We start from the raw sequence: 25887 nt of genomic DNA on the forward strand, positions 1-25887 counted from the left end.
AGGCTTCGCGAAACGCAGCAGTTCCAGGTCCGGTGGGGATCGCGCGGTTCGTCAGTTGCGCAGACGGGCGGCTGCGGCCAGAAGCGGAGTGCTCACGGCGGTCACCGCCGAGCCGAGTGCGGTGTCGGTGGCCAGGATCCAGCGAACGGTCTTCATGGCCAGCGTGAGGACTTCGCTTCCGCGTTGGCGCATGCCTGCCTCGAAAGTTGCTACGGCGTCCGTGAGGGTGACGGTGCCGCCGGCGGCGTCGCTGATGCACTCGAGCAGGCTGGCGGCGTCGCGGATCGCCGCGCCGGCTCCCATGCCGGCGGTGGGCGGTGTGGCGTGGACAGCGTCGCCGAGCGCGGTGATCCGGCCCGCAGGCCAGGGCGCGAGATCCTTCGCTCGCGTGGAGGAGGCGTTGAAGCGGTACCCCGCCACGCTGTGCGGGTCGGCCCGGGCGATGACTTCGAGCGTGTGGCCGGCCCAGCTCCGTTCCCGAAACCGGCCCAGCAGTGCGGCCTGCAGCTCGCTTCCGCGCAGATCACGCAGGGAATCGGTCGCGGCGGATTCGGGGAACATGGCGCCCCAGATGTAGGTGGGTCCCGTGGTGACCGACATTCGCAGCTCGGGAGCGTCGAGGGCGGCGTTGCCGACCGGATCGAGGAAACCGACGTAGAGCGCTGCTCCGCGCGGGCCGATCGCCAGTCCCGACCGTGGCCTCAGCCGCTGCTGCTCGCTGACGCTGAGGTCTCGCAGAACAGTACGACCGGAGAACCCGATGATGCCCGCCGGGCTGTTGGTCGGGCCTCCCGCCAGGTGGCGGGCGACCACCGAGTGGCTGCCGTCCGCGCCCACCACCAGATCCGCCGAGATCGGCGCGCGGTCGTTGAACAACACCTGGGGCGCGCCGCGGTCATCGAGGCCGACGCCGGAGACACCGCGTCCCAGGTGCAAGTCATCTCCGACCGCTTCCGCCAGCAGCAACCGCAGGGTGATCCGATCGACGTCGACACTGCCGCTGCCGCTCAGATCCGGCCCGTGGCCGAGCAGCCGGCCGCGGCGGTCCCAGAACGCGTCACGCTCACGCAGCCGAAGCGCCGAACCTGATGCCAGCAACCGCTGCATGATCTTCGGTTCCACCAGGTCTGTCAGCGCCGACTGCGCCCGCTCGTCCAAGGTGATGTGGTAACCGCCCGTTGCCGCCACATCGGTGTCGCGGTCGAACACCGCCACCTCGAACCCTCGGCGACGCAACCCCGCCCCCAGCGCGAGTCCACCGATCCCGCCGCCGACCACGACCACCCGCATACCTGTCCGCCCTTCACGCCACTGCTCGTCCGACCTGACCCCACGCTGACACCGGTGGTGGACACCGAATGGCCACCACCGGGTTCATGCTGAGAAGATGGCGAACACCTCATACCGGGCGTTGCGACTGCTGTCCCTCCTCGGATCGGGACGGCAGTGGTCGCTGCGCGAGCTCGCCACACGGCTCGGGGCCAGCGAGCGCACCGTCCGCCGCGACATCGAAACCCTGCGTGCGCTCGACTATCCGATCGCCACCGTCCACGGCCCCGACGGCGGCTACCGGCTCGGCGCCGGGCAGACCTTGCCGCCACTGCTGTTCGACCACGACCAGGCCCTCGCGGTCGCGGTCGCCCTGCAAACCGCGCCCAGCACGATGTACGGCCTCGGGGACGACGCGGCCCGAGCGCTGGCCACGCTGCACCAGGTCATGCCCCCCGCGCTGCGGTCCTCCATGGAATCGCTGCGCCTCACCCGGCTGCGGAACTACTGGGAATTCCCCGCGCCTCCCATCGATCCGGCCGCCCTCACCACCGTCGGTACCGCGGTCCGTAACCGCCACCTGCTCGTCACCGAGACGCTGCGTCCCGACGGCACTCGCCCCGAGCCCGGTGACCCCGACTTCCTGCCCGCCCACCGCGTCGAGCCACATCACCTGGTCGTCTGGGCCGCTCGGTGGTACCTGGTCGCCTACGACCTCACCGACCGTCAATGGCGGGTGCACCGCGTCGACCGGCTGCACCCACGCCCCACCACCCAGCACTTCTCCGCCCGCGCACTTCCCGGCGACGACCTCGCCCACTTCGTGATGAGCACCCACGACCGCGGCGACTCCCCCGCCGCCTGGCAGTGCACCGGCACCGCCCGGCTCACCCTGCCCGCCGGCGTCGTGGCCCGCTGGGCACCCGGCGGCTCCGTCGTCGAACACCTCGACACCGAGCACTGCCGACTCACTCTCGGCGCCTGGTCCTGGGCCGGGATCGCCGGCATCCTCGCCACCTTCGACACCGAACTCACCGACGTCCACCCACCCGAACTCGTCGACGCGTGCCGACGCCTCACACGCCGGTGGGCCGCCATCGCCGACATCGCCGACACCGCCGAGAATCCTGGTCTTCTCTCGTGAACAGCGGCGGCTGTGCCGTCCGGGCCACTCACTCTCCGGGGCGCACGAAGCCGCTTTCATAGGCGTGGACGACGGCGTGGACGCGGTCGCGCAGGTCCAGTTTGGACAGAACTCGGCTGACGTGCGTCTTGACGGTCGTCTCCCCGAGGAACAGCCGCTCCGCGATCTCGGCGTTGCTGGCGCCCTTGGCCAGCAGGACGAAGACTTCGCGCTCCCGGTCGGTGAGGCGGTACAGGCGCGGGTCAGGAGGCGGCGCTGCCGGGGTGCTGAGATGCCGCTCGACGAGGCGGCGCACCACCGCCGGCGCCATCGCGGCGTCACCGCGCAGGACCGCGCGGATGGCGACCAGCATCTCCTCGCTCGTGGCGTCCTTGAGCAGGAACCCGCTCGCACCGTTGCGCAGGGCGCGCTCGACGTACTCGTCGAGGTCGAACGTGGTGATCACCAGGACCTTGGTACCGGGACTCACCTCGCACACCCGCCTCGTCGCCTCCACACCGTCGAGCACCGGCATCCGGACGTCCATCAGCACCAGGTCGGGGCGGTGTTCGACGGCCGATCGCACTGCCTGGGCGCCGTCCGCGGCCTCGCCCACCAGCTCGAGGTCGGGCTGGCTGCTCACGATCATGCGCAACGCGCTGCGCATGAGCTCCTGGTCGTCGCAGATCAGCACTCGTGCCCGGCTCATGCTCGGATCGTCCCTTCCCCCGCGCCGACCGGCATCACGGCCTCGACGGCGAACCCTCCGTCCGCGGCAGGCCCCGCGCTCAGCGTTCCCCCGTACATGGCCACGCGTTCCCGCATCCCCGCCAGGCCGTGCCCACCGGACGGCAGCCCGGCCAGTGGACCCCGTGCCGCAGACGCGGCGGTGTTGCGCACGCTCAGCCGCACCTCCCGGCCGTCGCCCGCGGCACCCCAGTCCACCACGACCCGGGCCGTGGCCTGAGGTTCCGCGTGCTTGAGGACGTTGGTCAAGGCCTCCTGCACGATCCGCACGACCTGCACCACCAGCCCCGCCTGCAGATCGGCCGCATCCCCGCGTTCCTCCAGTGCGAGGGACACCCCGGCGGCTCGCACGCCTTGCACGACCGCGCGGAGATCGGCGCCGGTGGGCTGGGGCGCGGTGCCCGTCGGTTCCTGGCGCAGCAGGTGCAGCATGCGCCGCAGTTCGCCCATCGCGTCCCGGCCGCCCCGGCTGATGTCGCGCAACGCCTGCTCGACCTGGTCACCTCCGCTCGTCAGCGACATCCGCGCACCTTCGGCCTGCATGACCATCGTGCTCACCGCGTGCGCCACCACGTCGTGCATCTCCCGCGCGATCCGCGTGCGCTCCTCGGCCACCGCGGCGCGTGCCAGGGCTTCCCGCTCCCGTTCGGCCCGTGCCGCACGATCTTCGACCGCGAGCAGGTACGCGCGACGAGCCGAGACGAACTCGCCCAGCAACCAGCACGCGAGCAGGAGCAGCACCACGAAGCCGACCGCGACCACGAACTCCCGCCACTGCCCGCCCCTCGCCTCGAACGTCCGCACCGCCCACCACGTCACGACGACCGCACTGCCGGCGAGGGCGAACCACACCTGCTGCCGGCGGCCGTACACGGCCACCGAGTACAGGACCGGGGCCAGGGTGAGGTTCATGATCGGCACGAACGTGCCCCACGGCGACGTGAGGAACTCCAGCACGATGGTCGCCAGCACGATCGTCATCGCCGTGCCGGGGCGGTGACGGCGGATCAGCAACGGCCCGACCAGGCCGGCGACCACCAGCGCCTGCAACCACCACGGAGACCTGCCGAACACGGTGCCCGGCAGCGACGGCCACAGGAAGTACGCCACCAGCGCCAGGTCGAACACCAGCGGCCGCGCCCGGAGCCACACCATCACCTGCCGCACGTCCACGAGCACAGGCTAGGAGACTCCGCGCGGTGCCGCCGTCCTCCTCCGGGCCCGAGCGGGTCCTCCTCCAGGAGGACGCGGCGTCCTGCCCGAAGTCCGCCGGACGGACCCCGCGCAGGACGTGCTCTCCGGGTGCCGGACCGAAGGATGTGGTGAGACGCCGCGCTGACGGGCAGCACGGCCACGACAACGCGGAGACGAAGGATGATCTGGAGCAAAGCCCCGTCGAAGGTGGTCCTCGCGATCAGGCTGCTGATGGCGGTGGTCTTCGCCGTCTACGGATGCGTCAAGCTGGCCGGGGGTCAGTACTACTACGGCGATTGGGACGACCTGTCGAAGTCGACCGTGGACGGCACGTCGCTGGTGTGGCTGTTCTACGGCTACTCCCCCTTCTACGGCCGGGTCACCGGTCTGTTCGAGCTGGTGCCCGCGCTCATGCTGTTGTTCCGCCGCACCACCTTCATCGGCGCCTGCGCCCTGTTCGCGGTGGGGCTCAACATCACGCTGATGGACTTCGCGTTCGACTACCCGTCGGTCAAGTACCTGGCGGCCCTCTACACCGTCCTTTGTGGATACCTCGTGCTCCAGGACCGGGCGAAGCTGCGGGAGATCTTCGCCGACCCGGCCATCGACACGGCCCGGCGTTCGCGCACGGACAGCAGGGGGTGAGCGCGATGGCGAAGGCGGTGGTGGTGGGTTCAGGACCGAACGGTCTGGCCGGAGCGGTGCGCTTGGCGCAGCACGGCGTCGAGGTGACCGTCCTCGAAGCCTCCGGCCGGCTCGGCGGTGGCGCGAGGACGACGGAGAAGCTCGTGGCGGGAACGCTGCACGACGAGTGTTCGGCCGTGCACCCGACCGCCGTGCTCTCCCCCTTCCTGCGCGGGCTCGACCTGGAGCGGTACGGGTTGCGCTGGCGGCATCCCGAGGTGATGCTCGCGCACCCGTTGGACGACGGCACGAGCGTGGTGTTGCGCGGAACGGCGGAGGACACCGCGTCCGGTCTGCCGGCAGGTGACGGCGAGCGGTGGCTGCGGGCGTTCGGCCCGCTCGCCGCCCACGTCGAGACCGCTGCCGAGGACCTGCTGGGACCGCTGCTGCGGTGGCCTTCCCACCCGGTGCACCTGGCCCGGTTCGGGTTGCGCGCGGTGCAGCCCGCCGCGCTGATGCGCCGATGGTGGCGTTCGCCGGCGACGCAGAGCCTGTTCCTCGGCGTGGCGGCACACGTCATGCACGACCTGCGCGCACCGATGACGTCCTCCGTGGCGGCAATGCTGATCGCGGCGGGACACCGCTTCGGCTGGCCGGTCGCCGAGGGCGGCTCGCAGGCCATCACCGACGCGCTGACCGCGCTGCTGCGAGACCTCGGGGGCACGACCGTGACGGGCACGCGGGTCAGGTCCACTTCGGACCTCCCGCAGGCCGACGTAGTCCTGCTCGACACCGCTCCCTCCACAGCGGCGGACGTTCTCGGCGAACGGCTACCACCGCGGGTGCGCCGGGCCTACCGCCGCTGGCGCCACGGACCAGCGGCGTTCAAGGTCGACTTCGCCGTGCGCGGCGGAGTGCCCTGGCGCAACACCGACTGCCGCGCAGCGGGAACCGTGCACCTCGGCGGCGCCCCGGACGAGATGCTCCGCAATGCTCGTGACGTGCACCGAGGCAAGATGCCGGCCGCGCCGTTCGTCCTGGTGGGACAGCAGTACCTGGCCGATCCCAGCCGGTCCGCGGGCGACGTGCACCCCGTGTGGGCTTACGCGCACGTGCCCCGCGGTTACGACGGAAACGCCACCGCTGCGATCATCAGTCAGATCGAGCGCTTCGCTCCGGGCTTCGCCGAACGGATCGTGGCGCACTCGGCGAAGGATCCCGCCGAGTTGGAACGCGGCAATGCCAACTACATCGGCGGCAACATCCTCACCGGCGCCAACGACCCGTTCCAGCTCGTGTTCCGGCCCCGTCCGACCTCGCAGCCGTACGACACCGGCGTGCCCGGGATCTACCTGTGCTCCGCCGCCACCCCTCCAGGGGCCGGAGTGCACGGCATGGGCGGATACCACGCCGCCGGCCGGGCGCTTGAGCACCTGCGACTCGCCACTGTCGGTGGCGGCTAGCGCGACACGCGACCGGCTGGAAGCCCGTTCACACTCCCGCATCTCGCGGTGCGCCCCGTGGCGTTTCATACTGGATGCTTCTGGGGTGGCTCGTCGAGGCTGGTGGATCACATGCGGATTCCGGGGCTTCGCCCGCGGCGAGGCGTGGCCGTGGCAGGTGCGAAGGATTCCGCCGCCGCGCGTCTGATCGCGCTGCGATCACTGCTGGAGGTGACCACGCGTGCGGTCGCACTCCAACCCACCGCCGAGCAGATCATCGACGCCTGCGCGCGGCCTGGCGAGGTCCCGGCGCACCTGGCCCCCCAGGGCGGCCGGGTCGCGTCCGACTACTGCCGGCTGCACGGATGGGCGCTGGACCTCATCGGCGACGCCGACCGCGCATCGCTCGAGTTCCGGGTGACCCAGCTGCTGCACTACCACTCCGAGATGATCGACACGTGCCTCAAGCTCGCCTTCCCGAAGTTCCGGAGCCCCAGGCTCGAACAGCGGCGGCTGGCGTTGCGCGGACTCGGCGAGCCGGCAAGCACCCTGCGGGACGCGCGGGCGGCGCTCGCCCTGTGGATCTCCGACCTCGAACGGACCGACGGCGTCGTGCCGCCACCCTGAACCGCCGGCCGCACGTCCCGGTGTCTGTGTCGAGTACGAACGTGGTGTCGGCGAAACCACCGCCGACACCGAGGTCCTTGGCGTCGATATGACGGAACGCCGAGGCGACGACGTGACGTTCCCGGTAGGTGCCTTGGCAGTTGTAGTTGTACTCCTCCATGGTGACCGTGCCGTTGACCGCGTGGCCGCGTGCGGAGAACCAGGAACTCCAGCCACCCGCATTGCCGATGGCGTGGCATCTCGGACCCGTTACGGGAGCGCAGGCGCCAGGCGACGAAGCCGGTGCACTCCCGGCTGCAGTAACCCCGGGAGTCGATTCGCGAGTCCTGGGCCGTGTTGCGCCACTCGGCCGGGGTAGTCGTCGATGCCTTGCGAACGCCGGGGTCGTCGGTGCTGTCAGCGCGGCGACCATCAGCACGGCCTTCACCCGTCCCTGGAAACACCAGCCGATCGACCCTCCGCACACCGGCAGGAGACCGGCAACTCAGAACAATCTGGAAATCGAGCGCAGATAAGAACTCGACGGACGAAAGCCCAGTTCAGCGGATCAAACGCGAGATCATTGTCCTGCGTCGGGCATTACACGAGCTGTCCACTTTTTGTTCCTGTATAAGGTTTCCAATTGAGCGGTTCGTGTGGTCTCCGCAGCTCGTCGCTAACCGATCGGCTCGGCCGTGCGACAGAGTTCCTGTCGTTCCACGGATAGAGGAGCCGATTGTGCGGATCTCTCATCTCCTGCGTAGACGTTGGGCGTTGCTGGCCGTGCTGGTGGTGGCGCTGGCGGGTTTCGCGGCCCCGGCCTCGGCGGGGTCGACGACGTTGTGCACCGGGTACGCGGGTTGTGCCGCAGCAAATCGCGGTGACGCCGGATACGGCGCCAACAGCGGCACCTCCTACTGGGGCATGACTCCCGGCCACAACTGCACCAACTACGCCGCATACCGACTGGCACGCAACGGCGCGGACGCGAGCTATCTGCGTGGGTACGGCAACGCCTATCAGTGGGCGTCACGTGCCAGGCAGTTCAACGTTGCAGTGAACCAGACACCGGCAGTCGGCTCCATCGCCTGGTGGGGAGGTAGCTCAGGTCACGTCGCGTACGTCGAGGAAGTCGGCGCCGGGTACATCCTCGTGTCCGAGGACAACTTCCCGATGGCCGGCAGCAGCGGCGAGTTCCACTGGAAGAGACTCACTCCCGGCGACCGGTACCCGGCAGAGTTCATCCACTTCAAGGACATCGCTCCCACCCCACCGCCACCGCCGAACAACCCGCCCACCGACTCTGACGGAGATGGAGTGCCGGACGCGATCGACAGGTGCCCGCGCGTTCCCGGCAAAGCCAACAACCGCGGCTGCCGTACCGACGAACACACGGTGTCCGGACGTTTCTACGGCAACGACGACAAGCTCGACGTGCTGTCGTTCTACGACTACGGCAACGACAGCCTCGGCGCCTGGGTCTTCCCCGGCACGACGAACGGCGTCGGGCAACCGGCTCACCTCTGGCGCACGCCCGAGGGCACGTGGAACTGGAGCAGCGCGGTGTTCGTCGCCGGCGACTTCGCGGGCAACGACGGGAAAACCGACGTCATCGGCTTCTACGACTACGGCAACGACGAGTTGGGCGCGTGGCTGTTCCGAGGGACCGGCAACGGCCTGGAGCGGGAGCGGCTCCTGTGGCGCACCGGACCAGGGCACTGGAACATGCTCAACGGCCGCACGTTCCTGGTCGGTGACTTCGCGGGCAACGACGACCAGGACGACGTTCTTGCGCTGTACGACTACGGCAACGACGAAATGGGCGTGTGGTCGTTGCGCGGCAACGGGGACGGGGTTGACCAGCAGGCCTTCCGCTGGCGCACCGGACCGGGCACGTGGAACATGAAGAGCTCGAAGTTCGTAGCGGGCGAGTTCACCGGCACGCCCGGCACGGACCTGGTGGCGTTCTACGACTACGGCAATGACGACCTCGGCACGTGGGTCTTCCCCGGCAGCGGCGACGGGATCGGACAGGGCAGGTTCTCCTGGCGCAGCGGTCCGGGCAGCTGGCGGCACCAGTCGGCCTACTACGTCGCGGGCGACTTCGGAGACGACGAGCTCACCGACGTGGTGGCGCTGTACGACTACGGCAACGACGAGCTGGCGCAGTGGTCATTCCGCGGCAACGGAAACGGGGTCGACCAGCAGGCCTTCCGCTGGCGCACCGGACCGGGCATGTGGAATCCCAGCAGCAGCAAGTGGGTGGTCACAAGCGGGTCTGAGCTGAGCGCGTTCTACAACTACGGCAACGACGACCTCGGCGCGTGGCAACTGCCCGGCGCCAACGGTGGTGTCGGGATGCCACGGTTCCTCTGGCGCACCGGCGCCGGCATGTGGAACTGGACCTCGATGTAACCGCCGGGCAAAGGAGAGCCGCGCACTCGATCCTCCTCGTGCTCCTGATCGCGGCCGGACTCGTGACACCCCGTCCGCGATCGCCAATCCGAACTCCCCGTCGCCGTTGCGGTTCAGCTACCGCAACGGCGACGGACTTCGTGGCGTGGCGGCTCAACACCCAGGTCGGCGTGCGATCCGCGCCCTGGCGTTTCACCCAGGACAGCCCCGGCGGCAACGGCAACGCCGTCGGCCGGAAGGACGGCACTCATCGCCACCGGCTGGCCTCCGCCACGACCGGGCACGGCGAACGGGGTTGTCCGACGCGCCCAGCCCGCCGCTGCTCGCGGACGTAAGTGCCGGGCGGCGAATCCGAAGGCCAGGTAGGTGCGCTGGCGAAGCCGTACCGGCACCGGTGGGCAGATCGGCCGTGCACCCCCAAGTGGAGATCCATTCGTACTCGCCGACCACGCCGGACGGAACGCTCTTCCACGTCGGCTGGACTGGGCGGCCCCCGCGCGGCCAGGCGCAGTCCATTCAGGACACTCGCGGCGTTGAGCCGATCGGACGAACCTCATCCGAGCACGAAACACGACGCGAACCTCGTACGACGAACAAGCACGGGAACAACCGCAACCTGAGGGGTTCCGCAGTGGCGATAGACGACCGCGTTCGTGACCTCTACAACCGGGCGAGATCGAGCCCCGCGGCCCGTCCCTCGATCGTGCACTTCGCCCCTGACCGGCTCATCTCGGAACCCGTGCGGCAGTCCGAAATTCTTCCTCGCCGCGACTATTTCAGCGTCACCGTGAACGAGCTGTTTCTCTCTCATCAACGAAAGTGGTTCACCAAGTACGACCCCATGGTCTGCACGGTCGTCGAATTCGAGCACGACTCCCAAAGCCGCGCGGTCCCGTTCCTGGTCGGTCCCCAGCTCATCCGCGGGGCGATGACCGACGTGCCGGCCGAAGGCGTGGTGTTCGCCGACACCACGGTGGCCGGGCCGCATCCGGCCAAGGGTGAACGGCTCGTGGTGACGACGTTGCTCTGCCAGATCGAGATGCACGACTACGTCCGCGGTCTGCTCAAGGGCATCGAGCGGGTCGCGGGTGCCGCGGACGTGGCGGGGTTGGTGGGACCAGCGGTGCGGATCGCGGAATCGGTGCTCGACGGCGTCGACGACGTGCTCGGCTCCGGCTCTACGCAGCTCCTCGCCGGGCTGCGGCACGAGTTCCGCCTGACGAACGCCGTTCCCTCGCCTTCCTACTGGGCACTGATCGCGGATCCTGAGGTCGACCCCGCACTGCTGTGGGTCCGTGCCGGACGACTCGTCCACGGCGACAGCGCCGACACGGTGAAGCCCTACCGCGGCTCCGACTTCACCCTCATGTGCCTGCGCGCCTCACCGACCAGGCTCGACGTCGACCAGCTGCCGTTCCACTCGATCTGGCAGCAGGCGAAACGGGAAGCTGCCCGATCAGTCGACAAGGACACCTGGGAGAGACGGGGGCGAGCGGCCCTTTTCACCTTGGCCGAGGCCATCTACGACAGCCCGGATCTCACCATCGGCCAGCAGGACGCGCTGATCGCGGACTACGAAGAGCGGGCGATCGTCCTGCGCGACGAGGCCCGGCGCCGCGCCCATCTCGGTCCCGGTGAGCTCGCGGCGATCGACGCCAGACCTGGCTCGTCCAGGATCCTGGAGCTGTAGTCATGAGCCCCGTCACCTACGTCAACTTCAAGATCACCGTCCACGACGAGCAGACGCTGAGCGTCGAGGCCGACTACTCCCCCATCCTGAGCCGCGTGCCGCTCGGCGGTGACGCCCTCACCCTGCTGACGATCGAACGACTGGCTTCCTGGGTCGCCAGCGACCCGAACTGCTCTCGTGCCCTTCTCGAGCTGCTCGGCAAACACCTCTACCGGTGTGTGTTCGGCAGCAAGGACTCCCCGGTGGACGGCCTGCTCAGGGCCGCGCTGAACTCCTTGAACGCCGCCGGGCACCGCGACAGCCGGTTGCGGCTGACCCTGTCCTTCGAACCTGCGGCCAGTCGACTGGCGCTCTGCCCGTGGGAGTTCATCTACATCGACGAGCACAGCGGCGGATACTTCATCGCCGCCCCGTCGACCGGCGCCCAGCTCGTGCTCACCCGGTTCGTGCCGCCACCGCCGAAGATCGTGGACTCGCTCGAGCCCCCCGACCGTCCACTTCGGATCCTGGTGATCGTGTCCAGCAGTCCTCCCAAGATGTCCGACGTGACGGTGGAGATGCTGGGTCCCCAACTCGACAAACTGCGGGGTCCCGACGTGGAGGTCGAGGTCCTGTCCAGCCCGACGATGAAGGACGTCGAGAAGCGGCTGGGGATCGGCTCCGCCACTCCGTGGTGGCCGCACATCCTGCATCTCGTCGGCCACGGCGAGATGACCAAGGAAGGCCCGCACTTCGCCATCCGGATGGACGACGAGACCTGGCGCAAGCGTCTGGCCGTCTCCGACGAGCGCAACCTCCCCAAGATCGAGTGGATACCGCTGTCCAAGATCAGGGAGCTGTTTCCGGAGGAACGGCTCCCCCGGCTGGTCTTTCTGCAGAGTTGTCAGAGCGGTACCTCCTACCGCGCCTTCGCCAGCGGTGCCGAGGAGTTCGTCAGGAGCGGCACGCCGGCCGCGATCGCGATGCAGTTCGACATCGAGAACGGCGAGGCCGACTACTTCGCCCAGCAGATCTACGCGAGCCTGTCGGTCGGACACCCGATCGACGACGCCGTGACGGCGGCGCGCATCCAGCTTGCGAAACGCTCGGCACCGACGTCGTGGAACAGCCGTCATTTCGGCACCCCGTTGTTGTTCCTGCAAAGCCGTCAGGCGGTCATCCTGAGGCGGCAGTCCCCTGCCGAATCCTCCGGCGGCTCACGCGAGGCGGGCGACGAGTCACTGCCCTGCCCCTACCGAGACGACGACGACGTGAAGTGCCGCCGGAGAGTCCGCGCGGGAATGGACCAATGTCCCAAGTGTCTTGGTTCCCTGCAGTGGTGTGAGAACAGGCATCCCTGCATGGCCGACGACCACATCTGCGGGACCTGCCGGGTGCCGCTGCCGCGAGCCGGTCAGGTGCCGAGATCGCCAGTCGCGGATCGGGGGGTGTCCGACTTTGACTGACATGGAGCGCGGGCCGCTCGTCATTCCTGTCGCCGACTGCTATCGGCGCGCGGTGCTCGACGGCGCCGACATGACCCGCGTCGTGCCCGCGGTGGAGGCCGTGCGGGCGACTGCCGCCGGGCGGGACGAACTCCCGTACTTCTCGGGGGCCATCACAGGGGTCATCGCGACGAACACGGACAAGAACGCTCACGAAGCGCTCAGCGAGCTGCGTGCGCGGTGCCACGACCTGTTGTACGAGCGCGTGTCGCGGCAGCTCGACGAGGCGTTCGACCGGTCACCCGACGAGGGATGGCGGCTGTGGCGGACGATGTGGGTGCGGGGCATGTGGGACTGGCCGGAGGCGGTGTGGCGACGCCTCTTGCTGGCACCCTGTCCGGTGCGTGAGCGCGACGCGGCAGAGCTCGCCGAATTGTGCGCCGCCGGACTGGCCAGCCTCGACAGCCGCTGGGGTGAGACCTACGACGTGATGAAACGGCTGTCGCGCGAGGACTGGCTACCGCCAGTCGCCCTGACGTACCTGGTGGAGAACCTCGCGATGGTGGAGCTCTACGTGTTCCGCCGGCACACGGCCGCGAGGGAGTTGCTGGACCGCGCAGAGGCGCTGGGGGGCGCACCGGACCGAGTGCGGACCGGCTGGTCGGAGTGGTGGCTCGAGCAGGCCTCCTCCGAGGATTCCGACGAGCGGGATGCTCTCGGACGAGCCTGGGAGATCGCGCGCGCCGTGGTCGAGGCGGATCCCCACACCAGACGGGGCTGGAGTGTGCTCGGCCGAGTCCTGGAGAAGGTCGATCCGGCGGACCGGCGAAATGAACAGCCGGAGGGCTGCTACCGGAGCGTGATCGCCGAAGGCGAGATCGAGGGATGGGCGTATCTCGTCAAACTCGAGGTGCAGCAGTCTGCCGACGGGCTGTCCGACTCAGGTGTGGCGATGCTGATCGACATGGCGTTGCGGACCTGGCCGGAAAAGAAGCACTACATCTACATGCGCCTGGCTGACGCCGCGGAACTCAAGGCCGATCTCGACAGCGCCGATTTCTACCATCGCGCGGCGATCGAGCACGCTCCCGACCAGATCAGCGGCTACGTCGCGCGCGGCTACGCACGGTTCGACGCAGGTGACGTCGAGACCGCCCGCGCGATGTTCGCCACTGCCACCGAACTCGCACCGAACTCGGCGGACACGCAGTTCGGATCGGCCTGGTTCCACGAACAGCTGGGAGAGTGGGCCATAGCCCTCCCTCACTATCAAAACGCCAGAAGGCTGCACCCCGGCTGGGCGGCCACGTTCACCGCGCGGATCGGCGCGTGCCTCGACCGCCTGGGCAGGATCGCCGAGGCCGAGCACGAACTCGTCACCGGGTTGAGGCGGTTCCCCGGCGATACCAATCTCGTGGCCGCTTTGGAGGACCTCGCGACAGGTCTCTACCAGGAGCGAAACTCGACCGAGTCGGCCAGACGGCTGTTCGGGACCATCCGCGAGATCTGCGGCGAAACGTACGAGGGGTCCTATCTGAACCTCCTCGGCAACATGCGGTACTGGCTGGAGGACTACCAGGCAGCGGAGCAGCAGTTCCAGCTGTCGCTGGCAGCCGGCAACACGAGCCCTGTCATCCAGTCCAACATCGCCAGAGCCCGTGAGGGCCGTTTCCGCACCGGAGAGTTCGACCAGCTCCCCCTGGCGATCGAGTCCCTGCGGCAGGCGGTGGCGCTCGCACCCGACCGCGACGAGTACCACACCCGGCTCGAAGCACTGGAGCGCCAGGCCGACCTGATGCGGCGGTACGGACAGGCGGTGTTCGACCGCGTCCCGGTCGTACGCCCCATCCGGGTGGAGGTGTCGGACGAGTGGCTTCCCATCATCCTCGTTCCGGAGACGACCGAACTCAGCGCGACGCTGCAGCAGAAGATCACTGCCATGCGGGACCAAGTGGAGAGGGAAACAGGAGTGTGGCTGCCCGGCATCCGCATGTCGACGCTCACCAGCTGGGCACCCGGCAACGTGAGGTGCACGCTGTCCGGTGCCGCGGTCAGGGTCGGTGTGCTGCCGACGTCCGAGCTCTTCTGCGACGCCCCGCTCGAGCAGGTGCGCCCGCTCGCCCCCTCGGCGCGCCCGGCCGGAACGGAGGGCACGATCATCGCGCCGGAGCACGCCTCCGCTGTCGCTGATGCCGGCCTGACCGTGCTACCGCCGGAGGACTACCTGCTCAGGTGGGCACAAGAGGTCATCCTCGGACATCTCGCGGAGTTCGTCGGTCATGACGAGATGGCCCACCGGCTCAGCACGGTGAGCACGGAGAACCAGCCGGCTGTTGATCTCGGCACCCTGACCGGACTGGTGCGACGGCGGCTGCGCCGAGGTGAACCGGTGTTGGACCTCGCCTCGGTGACCGGGCAGCGGGCGGTGGTAGCGGAATGAACGAGCTGGCTGTCGCAGTCCAATCAGGACAAACCCTTCCGGAAGCCCTGATCCACGAGCTGCGCGGATACCTGAAGGACATCGCGGCCGTCCTGGGCCTGCCCGGCGCGACGGTGAGTGCGACGACGGCACAGCTGCCGGATGCCGCGATCAGGATCACGATCAACGACGAGACGTCGTTCGTGCTGGGTTCCGTTGCCGGTGTGGAAGTCATCGTCACCGCGCTGCACGAGTACAGACAGAAGTGGTTGAGCCGCGGAGCCGCCGCGGACGTCGGTGGCGCCATCGCACCCGACGCACCTCTGGAACTCTTTCACCAGGTCGCAAACCGGCTGCTCCATCGCGGCTTCGCTCTGCACCACCTCAGGGACGTCGACTGGGAGCAGGCCGGACCCGCCGTGGAGATCGCGGAAGCGGTGATCTCGAAACAGACCGCCCGCATCGCGCTTCGGGGCGCGGACTACGAAGGCCCCCTTCCCAGCGTCGTGGACTGGCTCTGGGACGAGCTCGGGCTGATCGTCCCCGAGGTTCGGGCCGAGCACGGCCAGGACAACGTCCTGCTGAACGACCTGCACCTGCCGCGGGACCAGACGGAGTGGCGGGAACAGCTCGTGCGCACCGCGGCCGAGCGGTACGCGGGCAGTCTGCTCACCGCTCAGGTGGCCGACTTCCTCATCACCCGGCTCGCCGACGACTTTCCCCAGGTGGTCCGCGCGACGAGAGAACGCTGGAGCACCGCCCAGCTCACCTCCGCCTTCCGGGTCTTGCTCGACAGAGGACTTCCGATCACGGACCTGCGGGCTGTGCTGGAGGCACTCGCCGAGGCCTTCCCGAGTGGTCCACCCGACGAGCACGGCTCCGACGTCGCCTCCGCGGTCCAGCCGTTCCTGGGCCTCACCTCGCTTCGGCGGTACATCATCAACGGCGAGGTCCAGGTACACCGCGTCGATCCGCTGGAAGCGATGTCCGAGGCAACCGTGGTCGCGCTGCACGACGAGCTCGTCAGGCTGACGCTCCCCCCGGGCTGTCTGCTGCTCGCCGATCCGGCCACGGCGGCGCTGGTGCGACCGGCGATCCGGCCCCGGTTCCCCGAACTGCGGGTGGTGACTCACGCTGACATTCCCGCGGACGTAGAGGTGAACACCTTCGGCGTACTGCGCCTCTGAGCGATCCGATGGGCGAACAGGCTCTCGTCTCCTGCGAGTGGGCCGGGGCAGGATCGGCTGCCACGTAATGGATCCGGAACCGCTCCTGGGCGATTTCAGCCGAACGCGCGCCGCTCGGCGTTGCGGGCTTCGAGCTGGGTGAACCAGCGCTGCCCTGGCGCGCCGCAGGTGTCGCGGATCTCGTGCTTGAGCTCGTGGGTGTCGGCGTTCAGGGACTGGACCCTGCGAAGGCCGACGTCCACCTCCGCGCTCAGCCGGTTCCGTCCCCAGGCGAGGTGTCCCGCGAGTTCCCGTGACTCGGCGCGACCCCGCAGAGCCCGCTGTTCCATGTGGGACAACGTGTCCATCGAGACTCGGGCCGACCTGTAGACGATGTGGACGCTGTCGGCGCAGCGGAACGACTCGAAGTGACAGAGCTGCAGAACGCGAAGCTGCACCTCGGATCGAACGGGCCTGACCGGCGCGGCCTCCGGATTCCACCCGTAACCCGTCGCCTGCGGAGGCGATGCGGACGCGCGGACCTCCGCCAGACGCTTCTGCACCTGCAGGACCTGCTGGTACACCTGATGGTTGGCGGCACGGACCTGGTGCAGGGTCCGGTCGACCTGCTCGACGGTGTACCGAATCTCCGCCGGGGTGATGGGGTCCGGTCGCGGCCGCCGGTCCCACACGAAGATCGCCAGCAGCACCGCGCCGCCGAGCACGCCGCTCGCGACGGCGATGTCCAGGTCGGCGCCGATCTTCCCGGTGGCGGAGGAGATCACGAACGCGAGAACGTTCAGCACACCGAGCAGCGCCACGCCCAGGTTGAACGTCCACGCCCATCGGGTCGCCTGCGGTGCCGTGCGCACCCGGCCGTTCTTGCTCAGGACGAGCCGGACCAGGCCTGCCGCGACAGGCAGCGACAACGCCGCGAACGCCAGCCACTGGGGCAGAACGTCCGTCGAGCCGGCGACGACCGTGCGCGCCGCCATCGCCGGTGCGAGCAGGATCGTGATGAGGAACGAGTACAGCGACATGCCCACACACGTGGCGAACAGCGCGAGAGCACAGCCTCCGTATCCCTTGGTGCTGTCAGACATAGGCTGTTCATCACAGCCACGGGACCAAACGTTACAGCCCGAACGAACGCGCCGAACGGCAGTAGCGGCCGGGTCGTGAGCGGCCCGAACTCGCCTCGGAATCGTGGTGTGCGGCGGGGAACGCCACGGGCGCCGGCGTCGTCCGATGGACGAACACCCGAGCAGGTCCTGGGGAGCGGAGGAGCCATCAGCGGGGTGAGCGTGCGGGTGCTGGGCCCTCTGGAGGTCTGGCTGGACGGCCGCAGGGAGAAGCTCGGCGGCGTCAAACAGCGGGCCCTGCTCGCGCACCTCGCGCTGCACGCGAACACCGATGTCTCCCTCGACCAGCTGATCGAGGCCCTGTGGCCCGCGACTCGGCCGCCGTCGGTGGTGCAGAACGTCCGGACCTACGTCTGGCGGCTGCGGCGGCTGCTCGACGAGCGGCTGCGCACCCACGGCACCGGTTACGTGCTTGAGCTCGAGGCTGACGAACTCGACGCGCTGATGTTCGACGAGCTTGTCGCGGACGCTCGCCGGCGGCCCGACGTGGCGTTGGGATTGTTGCGGCGGGCGGAGTCGCTCTGGCGCGGTCGTCCGCTCGAGGACCTGCCGGACCACGACGCGTGGACGCTCGCCCTCGCGCGGCTCGACGAGGCCCGGCTCGCGGCGACCGAGCAACGGCTCGGGTTGCAGGTGGCCTCGGGTGAGCACGCCGAGGCGATCCCGGAGCTCCGGGGGTTGCTGGCGGAGCACCCCTACCGCGAGGGCGTGTGCGGGCAGCTCGTGCTGGCGCTGCATCAGGACAACCGGCGGGCTGAGGCGTTGCAGGTCTACGCGGACATGCGCGTGCGGCTCACCGACGAGCTCGGGCTGGAGCCAGGATCCGCGCTGCGAGAGGTCCAGCTCGCGGTTTTGCGCGACGAACCGGCACCCGCTCCCCTCCGTCAGCTACCGCCGACGGTGTTCGACTTCTGCGGCCGCGCGGGAGAGATCGCGGTGCTGACGACGGCACTGCGGCAGGGCTCCGCACCGGCCGCGGTGACCGGGCCTCCCGGTGTCGGCAAGTCGACGCTCGCGATCCGGGTGGCGCACCAGGTCGGTGACGACTTCCCGGACGGACAGCTCTACGTCGACCTCGGCGGCACCTCCGACCACCCGCGCGAACCGGGTGAGGTGCTCACCGAACTGTTGCACGCCCTGGGGATCACGGGCGCCGGGCTGCCCGCGCAGGTCACCGCGCGAGCCTCGCTGTTCCGCTCCAAGCTCGCCGGGCGGCGGATGCTGGTGGTGCTCGACGACGCCGCCTCGGTGAGCCAGGTCGTGCCCCTGCTCCCGGCCGACGCGGGCTGCGCGGTGCTGGTGACCAGTCGGCGCAGGCTGTCGGAGCTGCCCGGCGTGCTGCAGGTGGAGCTGTCACCGTTCTCCCCGGAAGAGGCGGCGGAACTGCTCGCCGCCATCGCGGGCGAGGACCGGGTCTGCGCCCAGCCCGACGAAGCGGCGGCGATCGCGGCGGCGTGCGGGCACCTGCCGCTGGCGATCCGGGTGGCGGGCGCGCGGCTGGCCGGGCGCGGCAGGTGGTCGATGCAGGTGCTGCGGGAGCGGCTCGTCGACGAATCGACGCGGTTGCGCGAGCTCACCTCCGGTGAGCTGGCGGTGCGGGCGAGCTTCGACCTGAGCATCCGGCAGCTGTCCCCGCCCGAGTCCCGGGCGTTCGTGCGGCTGGCGTTGCTCGGCCCGCACGACTTCCCGAGCTGGGTGGTCGAGACACTGCTCGGCGAACCGGGCACCGAACACCTCGTGGACGGGCTGGTCGACGCTCATCTGCTCGAGACCTTCGGCGCCGACGGCATCGGCCAGCCGCGTTACCGGCTGCACGACCTGTTGCGGTGCCACGCTCTGAACCACGCGCTGCCGGACGGTCAGGCCGCGCTCGAACGGACGTTGCGCGCGTGGCTCTGGCTCGCGGTCACGGCCGCACGGCGGTTGCCCGTCACGTTCGGCACCACCATCGCCGACGTCGCCCCGGTCGCGGCACCGGAACACCTGCTCGCCGAGCCCGTCGCGTGGTTCGAGGCGGAACGGCGCACGTTGTGCGGCGCGGTCGACCTCGCGGCGGACGCGGGCCTCGACGAGGTCGCGTGGCAACTCGCGGCCGCCTGCGTGCCGTTCTTCGACCTGCACAGCCACTACGAGGACTGGGCGCGCACCCACGCGCGGGCGTTGCGGAGTGTCCGGGCGGCCGGCAACAGGGCGGGCGAGGCGGCGTTGCTGCGCGGCATCTCCCAGGTGCACATCTACCGCAGCGAGTTCGCGGAAGCCGAGCAGGGACTGCTTGCGGCACAAGAGCTCTACCGCTCGATCGACGACGACCGCGGCCAGGGCACCTCCCTCGCTGGCATCGGCGTGGTGTACCGGCTGCGGGCGGAGTACGAGCGCTCGATGGAGTTCTACACCGGAGGCCTGCGGCTGCTGGAGCGCGCGGGCGATCTGCACTCCGTCGCACACGTGCGGGCGTCGATCGGCTCGGTCCACGGCTCGCTCGGCAGGCCCGAGGAGGCGCGGGAATGGCTCACGAACGCCCGGCGGCTCGCCGCGGACCTCGGTGACGCACACCGCGAGGCCCTGGTGCTGGTGCGGCTTTCCGCGCTCTACCGCAGCACGGGCGAACACGAGCAGGAACTGGTCAGCGCACGCCGGGCGGTGACGATCCTGACGGACCTCACCGACGAGCGGTGCACGGCGTTCGCCCAGGTCGAGCTGGGCGAGGCGTTGATCTCGAACGGCCACCCGCGGGAGGCGCACGCCCTCCTGCAGCAGTCGCTGGAAACCTACCGCCGCACCGGAAACCGGGAAGGCGAACCCGCCGCGCGGCGAGCCCTCGCACGCGCGGCGGGATCACTGGATCAGTTGCTGTTGCCGGGCTTCCAGCCGAGGTAGTTGCGGAAGTAGCCGGTCGAGCTGCCGTGGCCGATCTTGCCGCCGACGCTGGTCGACCAGAAACCGCCGTTGCCGTCCGCGATGCCCACGTGGCCGTACTGGCTGGTGTTCCAGAAGACGAACGCGCCCCTGGGCGGCGTGCCGGTGGTGCGGCGAGTGCCGTCCGAGGACCGCCAGTGGTCGATCGCCGACGCGTGGTGCGTCGAGCGGTCCCACGCCAGGCGGACGGCGCGCTCGCAGTAGCCCTCGTAGGCGGTGCTGCCGCGGCGGTCGGACATCCACTTGATGGCGCCGGCCGCCGTCTGCTGGATGGTGACGTCACCTGCGACGGCGGACGCGGTGGCCGTGTCGTCGAGCCACGGCTGCGCGATCTCGACGTTCGGGCTGAACGCTTCTCCGCCGGCCGCACCGGCCGGAGCGGCGGTGCCGATCAGGGCCGCGCCGAGCAGGCCGATGGCAGCGACCGTGACTTTCGTGAACCGCATGAGATCCCCTTTTCGCATGTCTGCACTGCTCCCACAGCGTCCGGGGGCGGCATACACAGTCGATACATCGCCGATACATCGACGTCGGAACGGGGCGGCCGATGCGGAACGCCGCCCTCCCCTGGCTGGCTGTGACCTCACGCTCATCAACGTCGGCAGCGGCATAGCGCGGCCCGCTGCCGCGTTGTGGTGACACGTCCCCCGCACCCTCGGAAAGGCATGTCGTGCGCGCACTGGTCCAGCAGAAGTTCGGTGACCCCGCCGAGGTCCTCGAGGTGCGGGAGGTACCCGCTCCGCGGCCCGGTCCCGGAGAGGTCCTCGTACGGGTGTTGCTCTCCCCCGTCCACAACCACGACCTGTGGACCGCGCGCGGCACCTACGGTTTCAAGCCCGCGATGCCCGCCCGCTCCGGCACCGAGTTCGTCGGGGTCGTCGAGGCGCTCGGCGAGGGCGTGGACGGCCTCGAGGTGGGCCGGCGCGTGGCCTCCGGTGGCACCTTCGGCGCCTGGGCCGAGTTCGTGGTCGCGCCCGCCCAGACGCTCATCCCGGTTCCCGACGCCATCGGTGACGAGGCAGCGAGCCAGCTGGTGTCGATGCCCTTCAGCGCCATCGCGCTGCTCGACTCGCTGGAGCTCGCCGAGGGTGACTGGTTCGTCCAGAACGCCGCCAACGGAGCCGTCGGCAGGCTCGTCGCCCAGCTGGCGGCGACCCGCGGCGTCCGCGTCCTCGGCCTCGTGCGCCGTGCCGACGGTGTGGCCGAGCTTCGTGAGCAGGGCATCGGCGACGTCGTCGCCACCGACGACGACGGCTGGCGCGACCGGGTCCGCGAGATCGTCGGCGACGCCCCGATCAGGGCCGGTGTCGACTCGGTCGGCGGTGCGGCCGCGGGTGACGTCGTCTCGCTGCTCGCCGAGGGCGGCCGGCTCGTGGTGTTCGGCGCGATGGCCTCCCCCACCCTCGAGATCAGCTCGGGTGACGTGATCTTCAAGCAGGTGACCGTCACCGGTTTCTGGGGCAGCAAGGTCTTCCCCGCGATGGCGGCCGGCAAGCGGGCCTCCCTGCTGGGTGAGCTGGTCACGGGCATCGCCTCGGGCGCGCTCACCGTGCCGGTCGAGCACGTCTACTCGCTGGAGGAGATCGCCGACGCCGCGCGCGGCAACGCGGCTCCCGGTAGGAAGGGCAAGATCCTTCTGCGTCCCTGACGGGTTCGGACCGCGTCGTCGAGCGTCGGTCCAGGCACGACGAGGTGGATCGACGACGCAGGTGCGCCGCCGATCCACCTCCGGGGTCTCCGTCCGCCGGGTCGTGCGTCAGGCAGGCAGCGCGAACCGGAGGTCCGTGATCGAGGCCAGGCTGGGACAGGTGACGTACCGGACTCCGACCGGCGGCCAGCCGAACTTGGCGAACGCCTGCAGGCACCTGCCGTTGGGCGGGTTCGCCACCAGGAACGTGAGGGCGAGGGAGCCGAGCGCCGTGCAGTGCGCCTTCAGCCAGCCGGGAGCGGAGGTCGCGCACAACGCGATCACCGCCGGAACCCCGCCCGCGATGGCCGCGTTGTACCAGTTCTGGGTCTGATCCTTCGTCAACGTGTACTTGACCTCCTGTGGCGTGACGCCGTCGGTGGTCGTCGTGGTCAGCAGCAGGGATGTCCCCGTCGCGGGCACCTCGGCGATCGACAGGGTTGTCGACACGTGGACGTTCGGGTCATCGTCGCCCGCCGGGGTGGCCGCCTGAGCTGACGAGCTCATGCCGGCGACCAGGGCCACCGCGAGTGCGATGCCGGCGACCAGGCTCTGCGTCGATCGGAATGACTTCACCGGTTCTCCTTCGTTCTTCTGGCGACTGCGAATTGCTGGCGCAACGGTGCTCGGCCGTTCGTGCGAACTTCTGGTCAACGTCCTGTATGTCGCTGGTCAGCGCGCTATCCCTGTCCCTTGAGGGGGCGGGGATGTCGGTGAAGATCGCTTTGCTGGGAGAGGTGACCGCACGGGCCGGCGAACGGCTGGTGGACCTCGGGACCCCACGACAACGATGTGTGCTGGCCGCCCTGGCGGTGGACGCCGGCCGTCTGGTGCCCGCGGATCGGCTGATGGGCCGGGTCTGGGGTGCCGACACGCCGCGACGAGGGCGCGCGGTGTTGCACACCCACATCTCCCGGTTGCGCGGCGCGTTCTCCGGCGCGCTGGCGATCGTGCACCGTTCCGACGGCTACGCCCTGGAGGTCGACCGGCCGGACCAGGCGGTCGACCTGCTCCGGTTCCGCGTTCTCCGTGATCGGGTCCGGGGTGTGGCGAACGGCCCGCGCAAGGTCGAGTTGCTGACCGAGGCGCTGGCGTTGTGGCAGGGCCGGCCGTTGTCCGGTCTGAGCGGCGAGTGGGCCGATGGCGAGCGTGACCGGTGGCAGGAGGAGTACGAGGCCGCCGAGCACGACCTGACCGACGCCAGGTTGGCAGTCGGCCTGGGTGAGGAACTGGTACCGCCGTTGTCGGCGCGGGCCGTCAGGAACCCGTTGGACGAGCGTGTCGCCGGCCAGTACATGGTGGCGCTGCACCGCGCCGGGCGATCGGCCGACGCCCTGGACCACTACCGACGACTGCGGGGACGTCTGGTCGAGGAGCTGGGCACCGATCCCGGCGAAGCCCTGCAGAACCTGCACCAGCAGATCCTCGTCGGCGACCCGCGGCTGATCCCGGTGCCCGCCGACGTGGCCCAGGCGGTGGTGATCTCCCGACAACTGCCCGCCGCGCCTTCCTCTTTCGTCGGCCGCCGGGAGGATCTGGACCAGCTCGCCTTCTCCCTCGACTCCGTCGCGGACGCCTCTCCCGGCACGACGGTGTTGATCACCGCGGTCGGCGGGGCCGGTGGGATCGGGAAGACCTGGCTCGCGCTGACGTGGGCACACCGTCACCTGGACCGGTTCCCCGACGGGCAGCTGTTCGTCGACCTGCGCGGCTTCAGCCCGACCGAACAGGTGGTCACGCCCGACGCGGCGCTGTTCGGGTTCCTCACGGCGCTCGGTGTCGCCCCTCATCGCATCCCGGCCGACCTCGACGCCCAGGCGGCGCTGTACCGCAGCCTGGTGTCCGGCAAACGGATGCTCGTGGTGCTGGACAACGCCGCCACCACCGGCCAGGTGGCGCCGCTGCTGCCGGGCAGTCCGACCTGCACCGTGCTGGTCACCGGCCGTGCCAGACTCGCCTCGCTGATCGACCGGCACGGTGCGCGTCACCTGCAACTGGACGTGCTGGACCGGGCCGAGGCACGAGCACTGCTCGTCGCACGCCTGGGCGCGGACCGCGTCGCCGCCGAACCCGGCGCCGTCGACGAACTGGTCACGCTGTGCGGGGGTTACCCGCTGGCGCTGGCGATCACGGCCCGCAACACCGCGTCCCGCGCGGACGTCCCGTTGGCCGAGATCGCGGCCGAGTTGCGCGAGTTCGGCGTGGAGATGCTCGACCACGGCACGGACTCCAGCGCGAGCCTGCCTGCCGTGCTGTCGTGGTCTCTGCGCTGGCTCACCGACGAGCAGCGCACCCTGTTCGGGCTGCTGGGCATCGCCCCCGGCCCCGACATCGCCCTGCCCGCCGTCACCGCGCTAACCGGCTTGTCGCCGTCTCACGCGCGTCGGGCGTTGTCAGCGCTGGAGGAGTCGTCTCTGGTCGGGCGACGGGCACACGGCCGGTACGTGATGCACGACCTGGTTCGCGCTTACGCCGCGACTACCGCTCACGAACTGCCCGCCGCCGTGCGGGAGGCAGCCCTGAACCGGGTGATGGACTTCTACCTGCACACCGCCCACAACGCCGACCGCCTGCTGGAGCCCGCCCGCCAGCTGCTGCCGCCCGAACCACCCGCCCACGGCGTCCATCCGCACCCGCTACGCGACGCCGCAGCAGCGACGACATGGCTGGAAGCCGAGCACATCACGTTGCTGGCGGCCCAACGCGCGGCGGCCTCCCTGCACCGCCACCACGTCGTCTGGCACCTCGCCTGGGCGCTGAGCACCTTCCACTTCCGGCGCGCACACCGGCGGGACATGCTCGCCCTGTGGCGGGCCGCGGTGGACGCCGCCGCCCACCTGCCGGACCCCACCACCCTCAGCAGTGCCCTGCGGAGCCTCGGCTTCGCCTGCGCCCGCCTGGACCTGCACGAGGAGGCGTCCCGGCACCTGAACCGCGCCCTGGTCCTGGCGGTGAACCACCAGGACCCCGTCGAACAGGCGCACACCCACCTGGCGCTCGCCTTCGTGATGGAGCAACTGGGAGACGACAAGGGGGCGCTGGAACACGCCCGCCACGCCCTGGACCTCCGCCGCACCCAAGGCCAGCCGGTGGCGGAGGCCGTCGCGCTGAGCCAGGTCGGCTGGTACGCCGCGCGCCTGAACGACTTCGACACCGCCCGCGACCACTGCCACGCCGCCCTGACCCTGCACCGCCGCCACGACAACCCGGACGGCGAGGCGGCCACCCTGGACAGCCTCGGCCTGATCGCCCACCGCGTGGGCGACCACCGGCAGGCCGTCGACCACTACCACCAGGCCGTGGCGCTGTACCGGACGCAGGGCAACTCGTACCACGTCGCGGACACCCTCGACCACGCCGGCCATCCGCACGCAGCGCTCGGACGGCCCGATCAGGCCCGCGCGGCGTGGGAGGAGGCGCTGGAGCTGTACCAGGAGCAGGGCCGTGACGACGATGCCGGACGAGTGCGGCGACAACTCGACGAACTCGGGTGACGACGTCCTGCCGCCGGACGACGAGCAGACTCGCCGCGTTTGAACCGGCCGCTCCCGTGGTACCGACCAGGATCGTTTCCGTTCCGTTCCGGAGGGTGCTCATGCAGATCCAGGTCAACACCGACCACAACATCCACGGTGGCGAACGACTCGCCACCTATGTGACCACCGACCTGGAAGGCAGCCTGTCCCGGTTCAGCGGATGGCTGACCCGCGTGGAAGTGCACCTCAGTGAGGACGGGGGCGGCAAGCCGGAGGACAAGAAGTGCGTCATCGAGGCGCGACCGGGAGGCAAACAGCCGGTCGCGGTCACCCACCACGCGACCACCGTGGACGACGCGTACGCCGGGGCGGCGCACAAGTTGGGAAGGGTGCTGGACTCCCGATACTCCCGCGCCCACGACCACAAGGGCAGTGACAGCATCCGCCACATGCCTGCTCCGGAGGACCCGGAGCAGGTCGGCGTGATCGAGGACGAGCCTCGGAGCTGATCGAGGCACGTCCACCGGGGTGAGGACGTGCTCGCGAG

The 25887-nt window shown here is 69.9% G+C and carries 19 protein-coding genes; 13 read left to right on the forward strand and 6 right to left on the reverse strand.

Annotated elements, in window-relative coordinates; all coding sequences use genetic code 11:
• Positions 1-51: 51 nt before the first annotated feature.
• On the reverse strand, positions 52-1290 hold the full coding sequence (locus PV646_RS20980; protein ID WP_500343859.1) for an FAD-dependent oxidoreductase: 1239 nt from the start codon (positions 1288-1290) through the stop codon (positions 52-54).
• A gap of 97 nt (positions 1291-1387) precedes the next feature.
• Between PV646_RS20980 and PV646_RS20985 the strand changes: the two genes are divergently transcribed.
• A complete protein-coding gene (locus tag PV646_RS20985; protein WP_500343860.1) occupies positions 1388-2413 on the forward strand; it encodes a helix-turn-helix transcriptional regulator in 1026 nt (341 codons plus the stop codon).
• Positions 2414-2441: 28 nt separating this feature from the next.
• Here PV646_RS20985 and PV646_RS20990 read toward each other — a convergent pair whose 3' ends face one another.
• Together PV646_RS20990 and PV646_RS20995 are read right to left on the reverse strand one after the other, a co-directional pair.
• Positions 2442-3101, reverse strand: a complete 660-nt coding sequence (locus PV646_RS20990; protein ID WP_500343861.1) for a response regulator — start codon at positions 3099-3101, stop codon at positions 2442-2444.
• Positions 3098-4312 carry a sensor histidine kinase gene (locus PV646_RS20995; protein ID WP_500343862.1) on the reverse strand — a complete coding sequence of 405 codons (1215 nt, stop codon included), beginning with the start codon at positions 4310-4312 and terminating at the stop codon, positions 3098-3100. The genes PV646_RS20990 and PV646_RS20995 overlap by 4 nt, the downstream gene beginning before the upstream one ends.
• Positions 4313-4513: 201 nt before the next feature.
• Here PV646_RS20995 and PV646_RS21000 point away from each other — a divergent pair, with 201 nt between their 5' ends.
• From PV646_RS21000 to PV646_RS21035, 8 genes are all read left to right on the forward strand, one after another.
• The gene (locus tag PV646_RS21000) at positions 4514-4978 is read left to right on the forward strand and encodes a MauE/DoxX family redox-associated membrane protein (protein WP_500343863.1); all 465 of its coding nucleotides are present in this window, start codon (positions 4514-4516) and stop codon (positions 4976-4978) included.
• Positions 4979-4983: 5 nt separating this feature from the next.
• Entirely contained in the window at positions 4984-6420 is a 1437-nt protein-coding gene (locus PV646_RS21005) for a phytoene desaturase family protein (RefSeq protein ID WP_500343864.1), read from the forward strand.
• Between the two features lie 150 nt (positions 6421-6570).
• Positions 6571-7026, forward strand: coding sequence for a hypothetical protein (locus PV646_RS21010; RefSeq protein ID WP_500343865.1), 456 nt, complete (start codon positions 6571-6573; stop codon positions 7024-7026).
• Positions 7027-7788: 762 nt separating this feature from the next.
• The gene (locus PV646_RS21015; RefSeq protein ID WP_500345047.1) at positions 7789-9420 is read left to right on the forward strand and encodes a CHAP domain-containing protein; all 1632 of its coding nucleotides are present in this window, start codon (positions 7789-7791) and stop codon (positions 9418-9420) included.
• Positions 9421-10051: 631 nt separating this feature from the next.
• Entirely contained in the window at positions 10052-11110 is a 1059-nt protein-coding gene (locus tag PV646_RS21020) for a hypothetical protein (protein ID WP_500343866.1), read from the forward strand.
• A 2-nt stretch (positions 11111-11112) separates the two neighbouring features.
• Complete coding sequence (locus PV646_RS21025) at positions 11113-12555, forward strand: CHAT domain-containing protein (RefSeq protein ID WP_500343867.1); 1443 nt, start codon at positions 11113-11115, stop codon at positions 12553-12555.
• 1 nt (position 12556) lies between these two features.
• Complete coding sequence (locus PV646_RS21030; RefSeq protein WP_500345048.1) at positions 12557-14974, forward strand: tetratricopeptide repeat protein; 2418 nt, start codon at positions 12557-12559, stop codon at positions 14972-14974.
• The gene (locus PV646_RS21035) at positions 14971-16140 is read left to right on the forward strand and encodes a hypothetical protein (RefSeq protein ID WP_500343868.1); all 1170 of its coding nucleotides are present in this window, start codon (positions 14971-14973) and stop codon (positions 16138-16140) included. Before PV646_RS21030 ends, PV646_RS21035 begins: the two co-directional genes overlap by 4 nt.
• Before the next feature lie 95 nt (positions 16141-16235).
• On the opposite strand, the gene PV646_RS21040 is transcribed toward PV646_RS21035, so the two are convergent.
• Positions 16236-17222, reverse strand: a complete 987-nt coding sequence (locus PV646_RS21040; protein ID WP_500343869.1) for a hypothetical protein — start codon at positions 17220-17222, stop codon at positions 16236-16238.
• 195 nt (positions 17223-17417) lie between these two features.
• On the opposite strand from PV646_RS21040, the gene PV646_RS21045 reads away from it, so the two are divergent.
• Positions 17418-20138 (forward strand): AfsR/SARP family transcriptional regulator, encoded by a 2721-nt coding sequence (locus PV646_RS21045; RefSeq protein WP_500343870.1) that lies wholly within the window; start codon positions 17418-17420, stop codon positions 20136-20138.
• On the opposite strand, the gene PV646_RS21050 is transcribed toward PV646_RS21045, so the two are convergent.
• Complete coding sequence (locus PV646_RS21050) at positions 20105-20623, reverse strand: hypothetical protein (RefSeq protein WP_500343871.1); 519 nt, start codon at positions 20621-20623, stop codon at positions 20105-20107. The genes PV646_RS21045 and PV646_RS21050 overlap by 34 nt on opposite strands.
• A gap of 224 nt (positions 20624-20847) precedes the next feature.
• Here PV646_RS21050 and PV646_RS21055 point away from each other — a divergent pair, with 224 nt between their 5' ends.
• A complete protein-coding gene (locus tag PV646_RS21055; protein ID WP_500343872.1) occupies positions 20848-21825 on the forward strand; it encodes a zinc-binding dehydrogenase in 978 nt (325 codons plus the stop codon).
• Positions 21826-21933: 108 nt separating this feature from the next.
• Here the strand turns inward: PV646_RS21055 and PV646_RS21060 are convergent, their stop codons facing one another.
• Positions 21934-22440, reverse strand: coding sequence for a hypothetical protein (locus PV646_RS21060; RefSeq protein ID WP_500343873.1), 507 nt, complete (start codon positions 22438-22440; stop codon positions 21934-21936).
• Positions 22441-22571: 131 nt separating this feature from the next.
• Here PV646_RS21060 and PV646_RS21065 point away from each other — a divergent pair, with 131 nt between their 5' ends.
• Together PV646_RS21065 and PV646_RS21070 are read left to right on the forward strand one after the other, a co-directional pair.
• Entirely contained in the window at positions 22572-25358 is a 2787-nt protein-coding gene (locus PV646_RS21065) for an AfsR/SARP family transcriptional regulator (protein ID WP_500343874.1), read from the forward strand.
• 101 nt (positions 25359-25459) lie between these two features.
• On the forward strand, positions 25460-25849 hold the full coding sequence (locus tag PV646_RS21070) for an HPF/RaiA family ribosome-associated protein (protein ID WP_500343875.1): 390 nt from the start codon (positions 25460-25462) through the stop codon (positions 25847-25849).
• Positions 25850-25887: the final 38 nt, after the last annotated feature.

Origin of the sequence: Streptomyces sp. ID05-26A, assembly GCF_033794685.1 — a bacterium.
Taxonomy (GTDB): Bacteria; Actinomycetota; Actinomycetes; order Mycobacteriales; family Pseudonocardiaceae; genus Lentzea.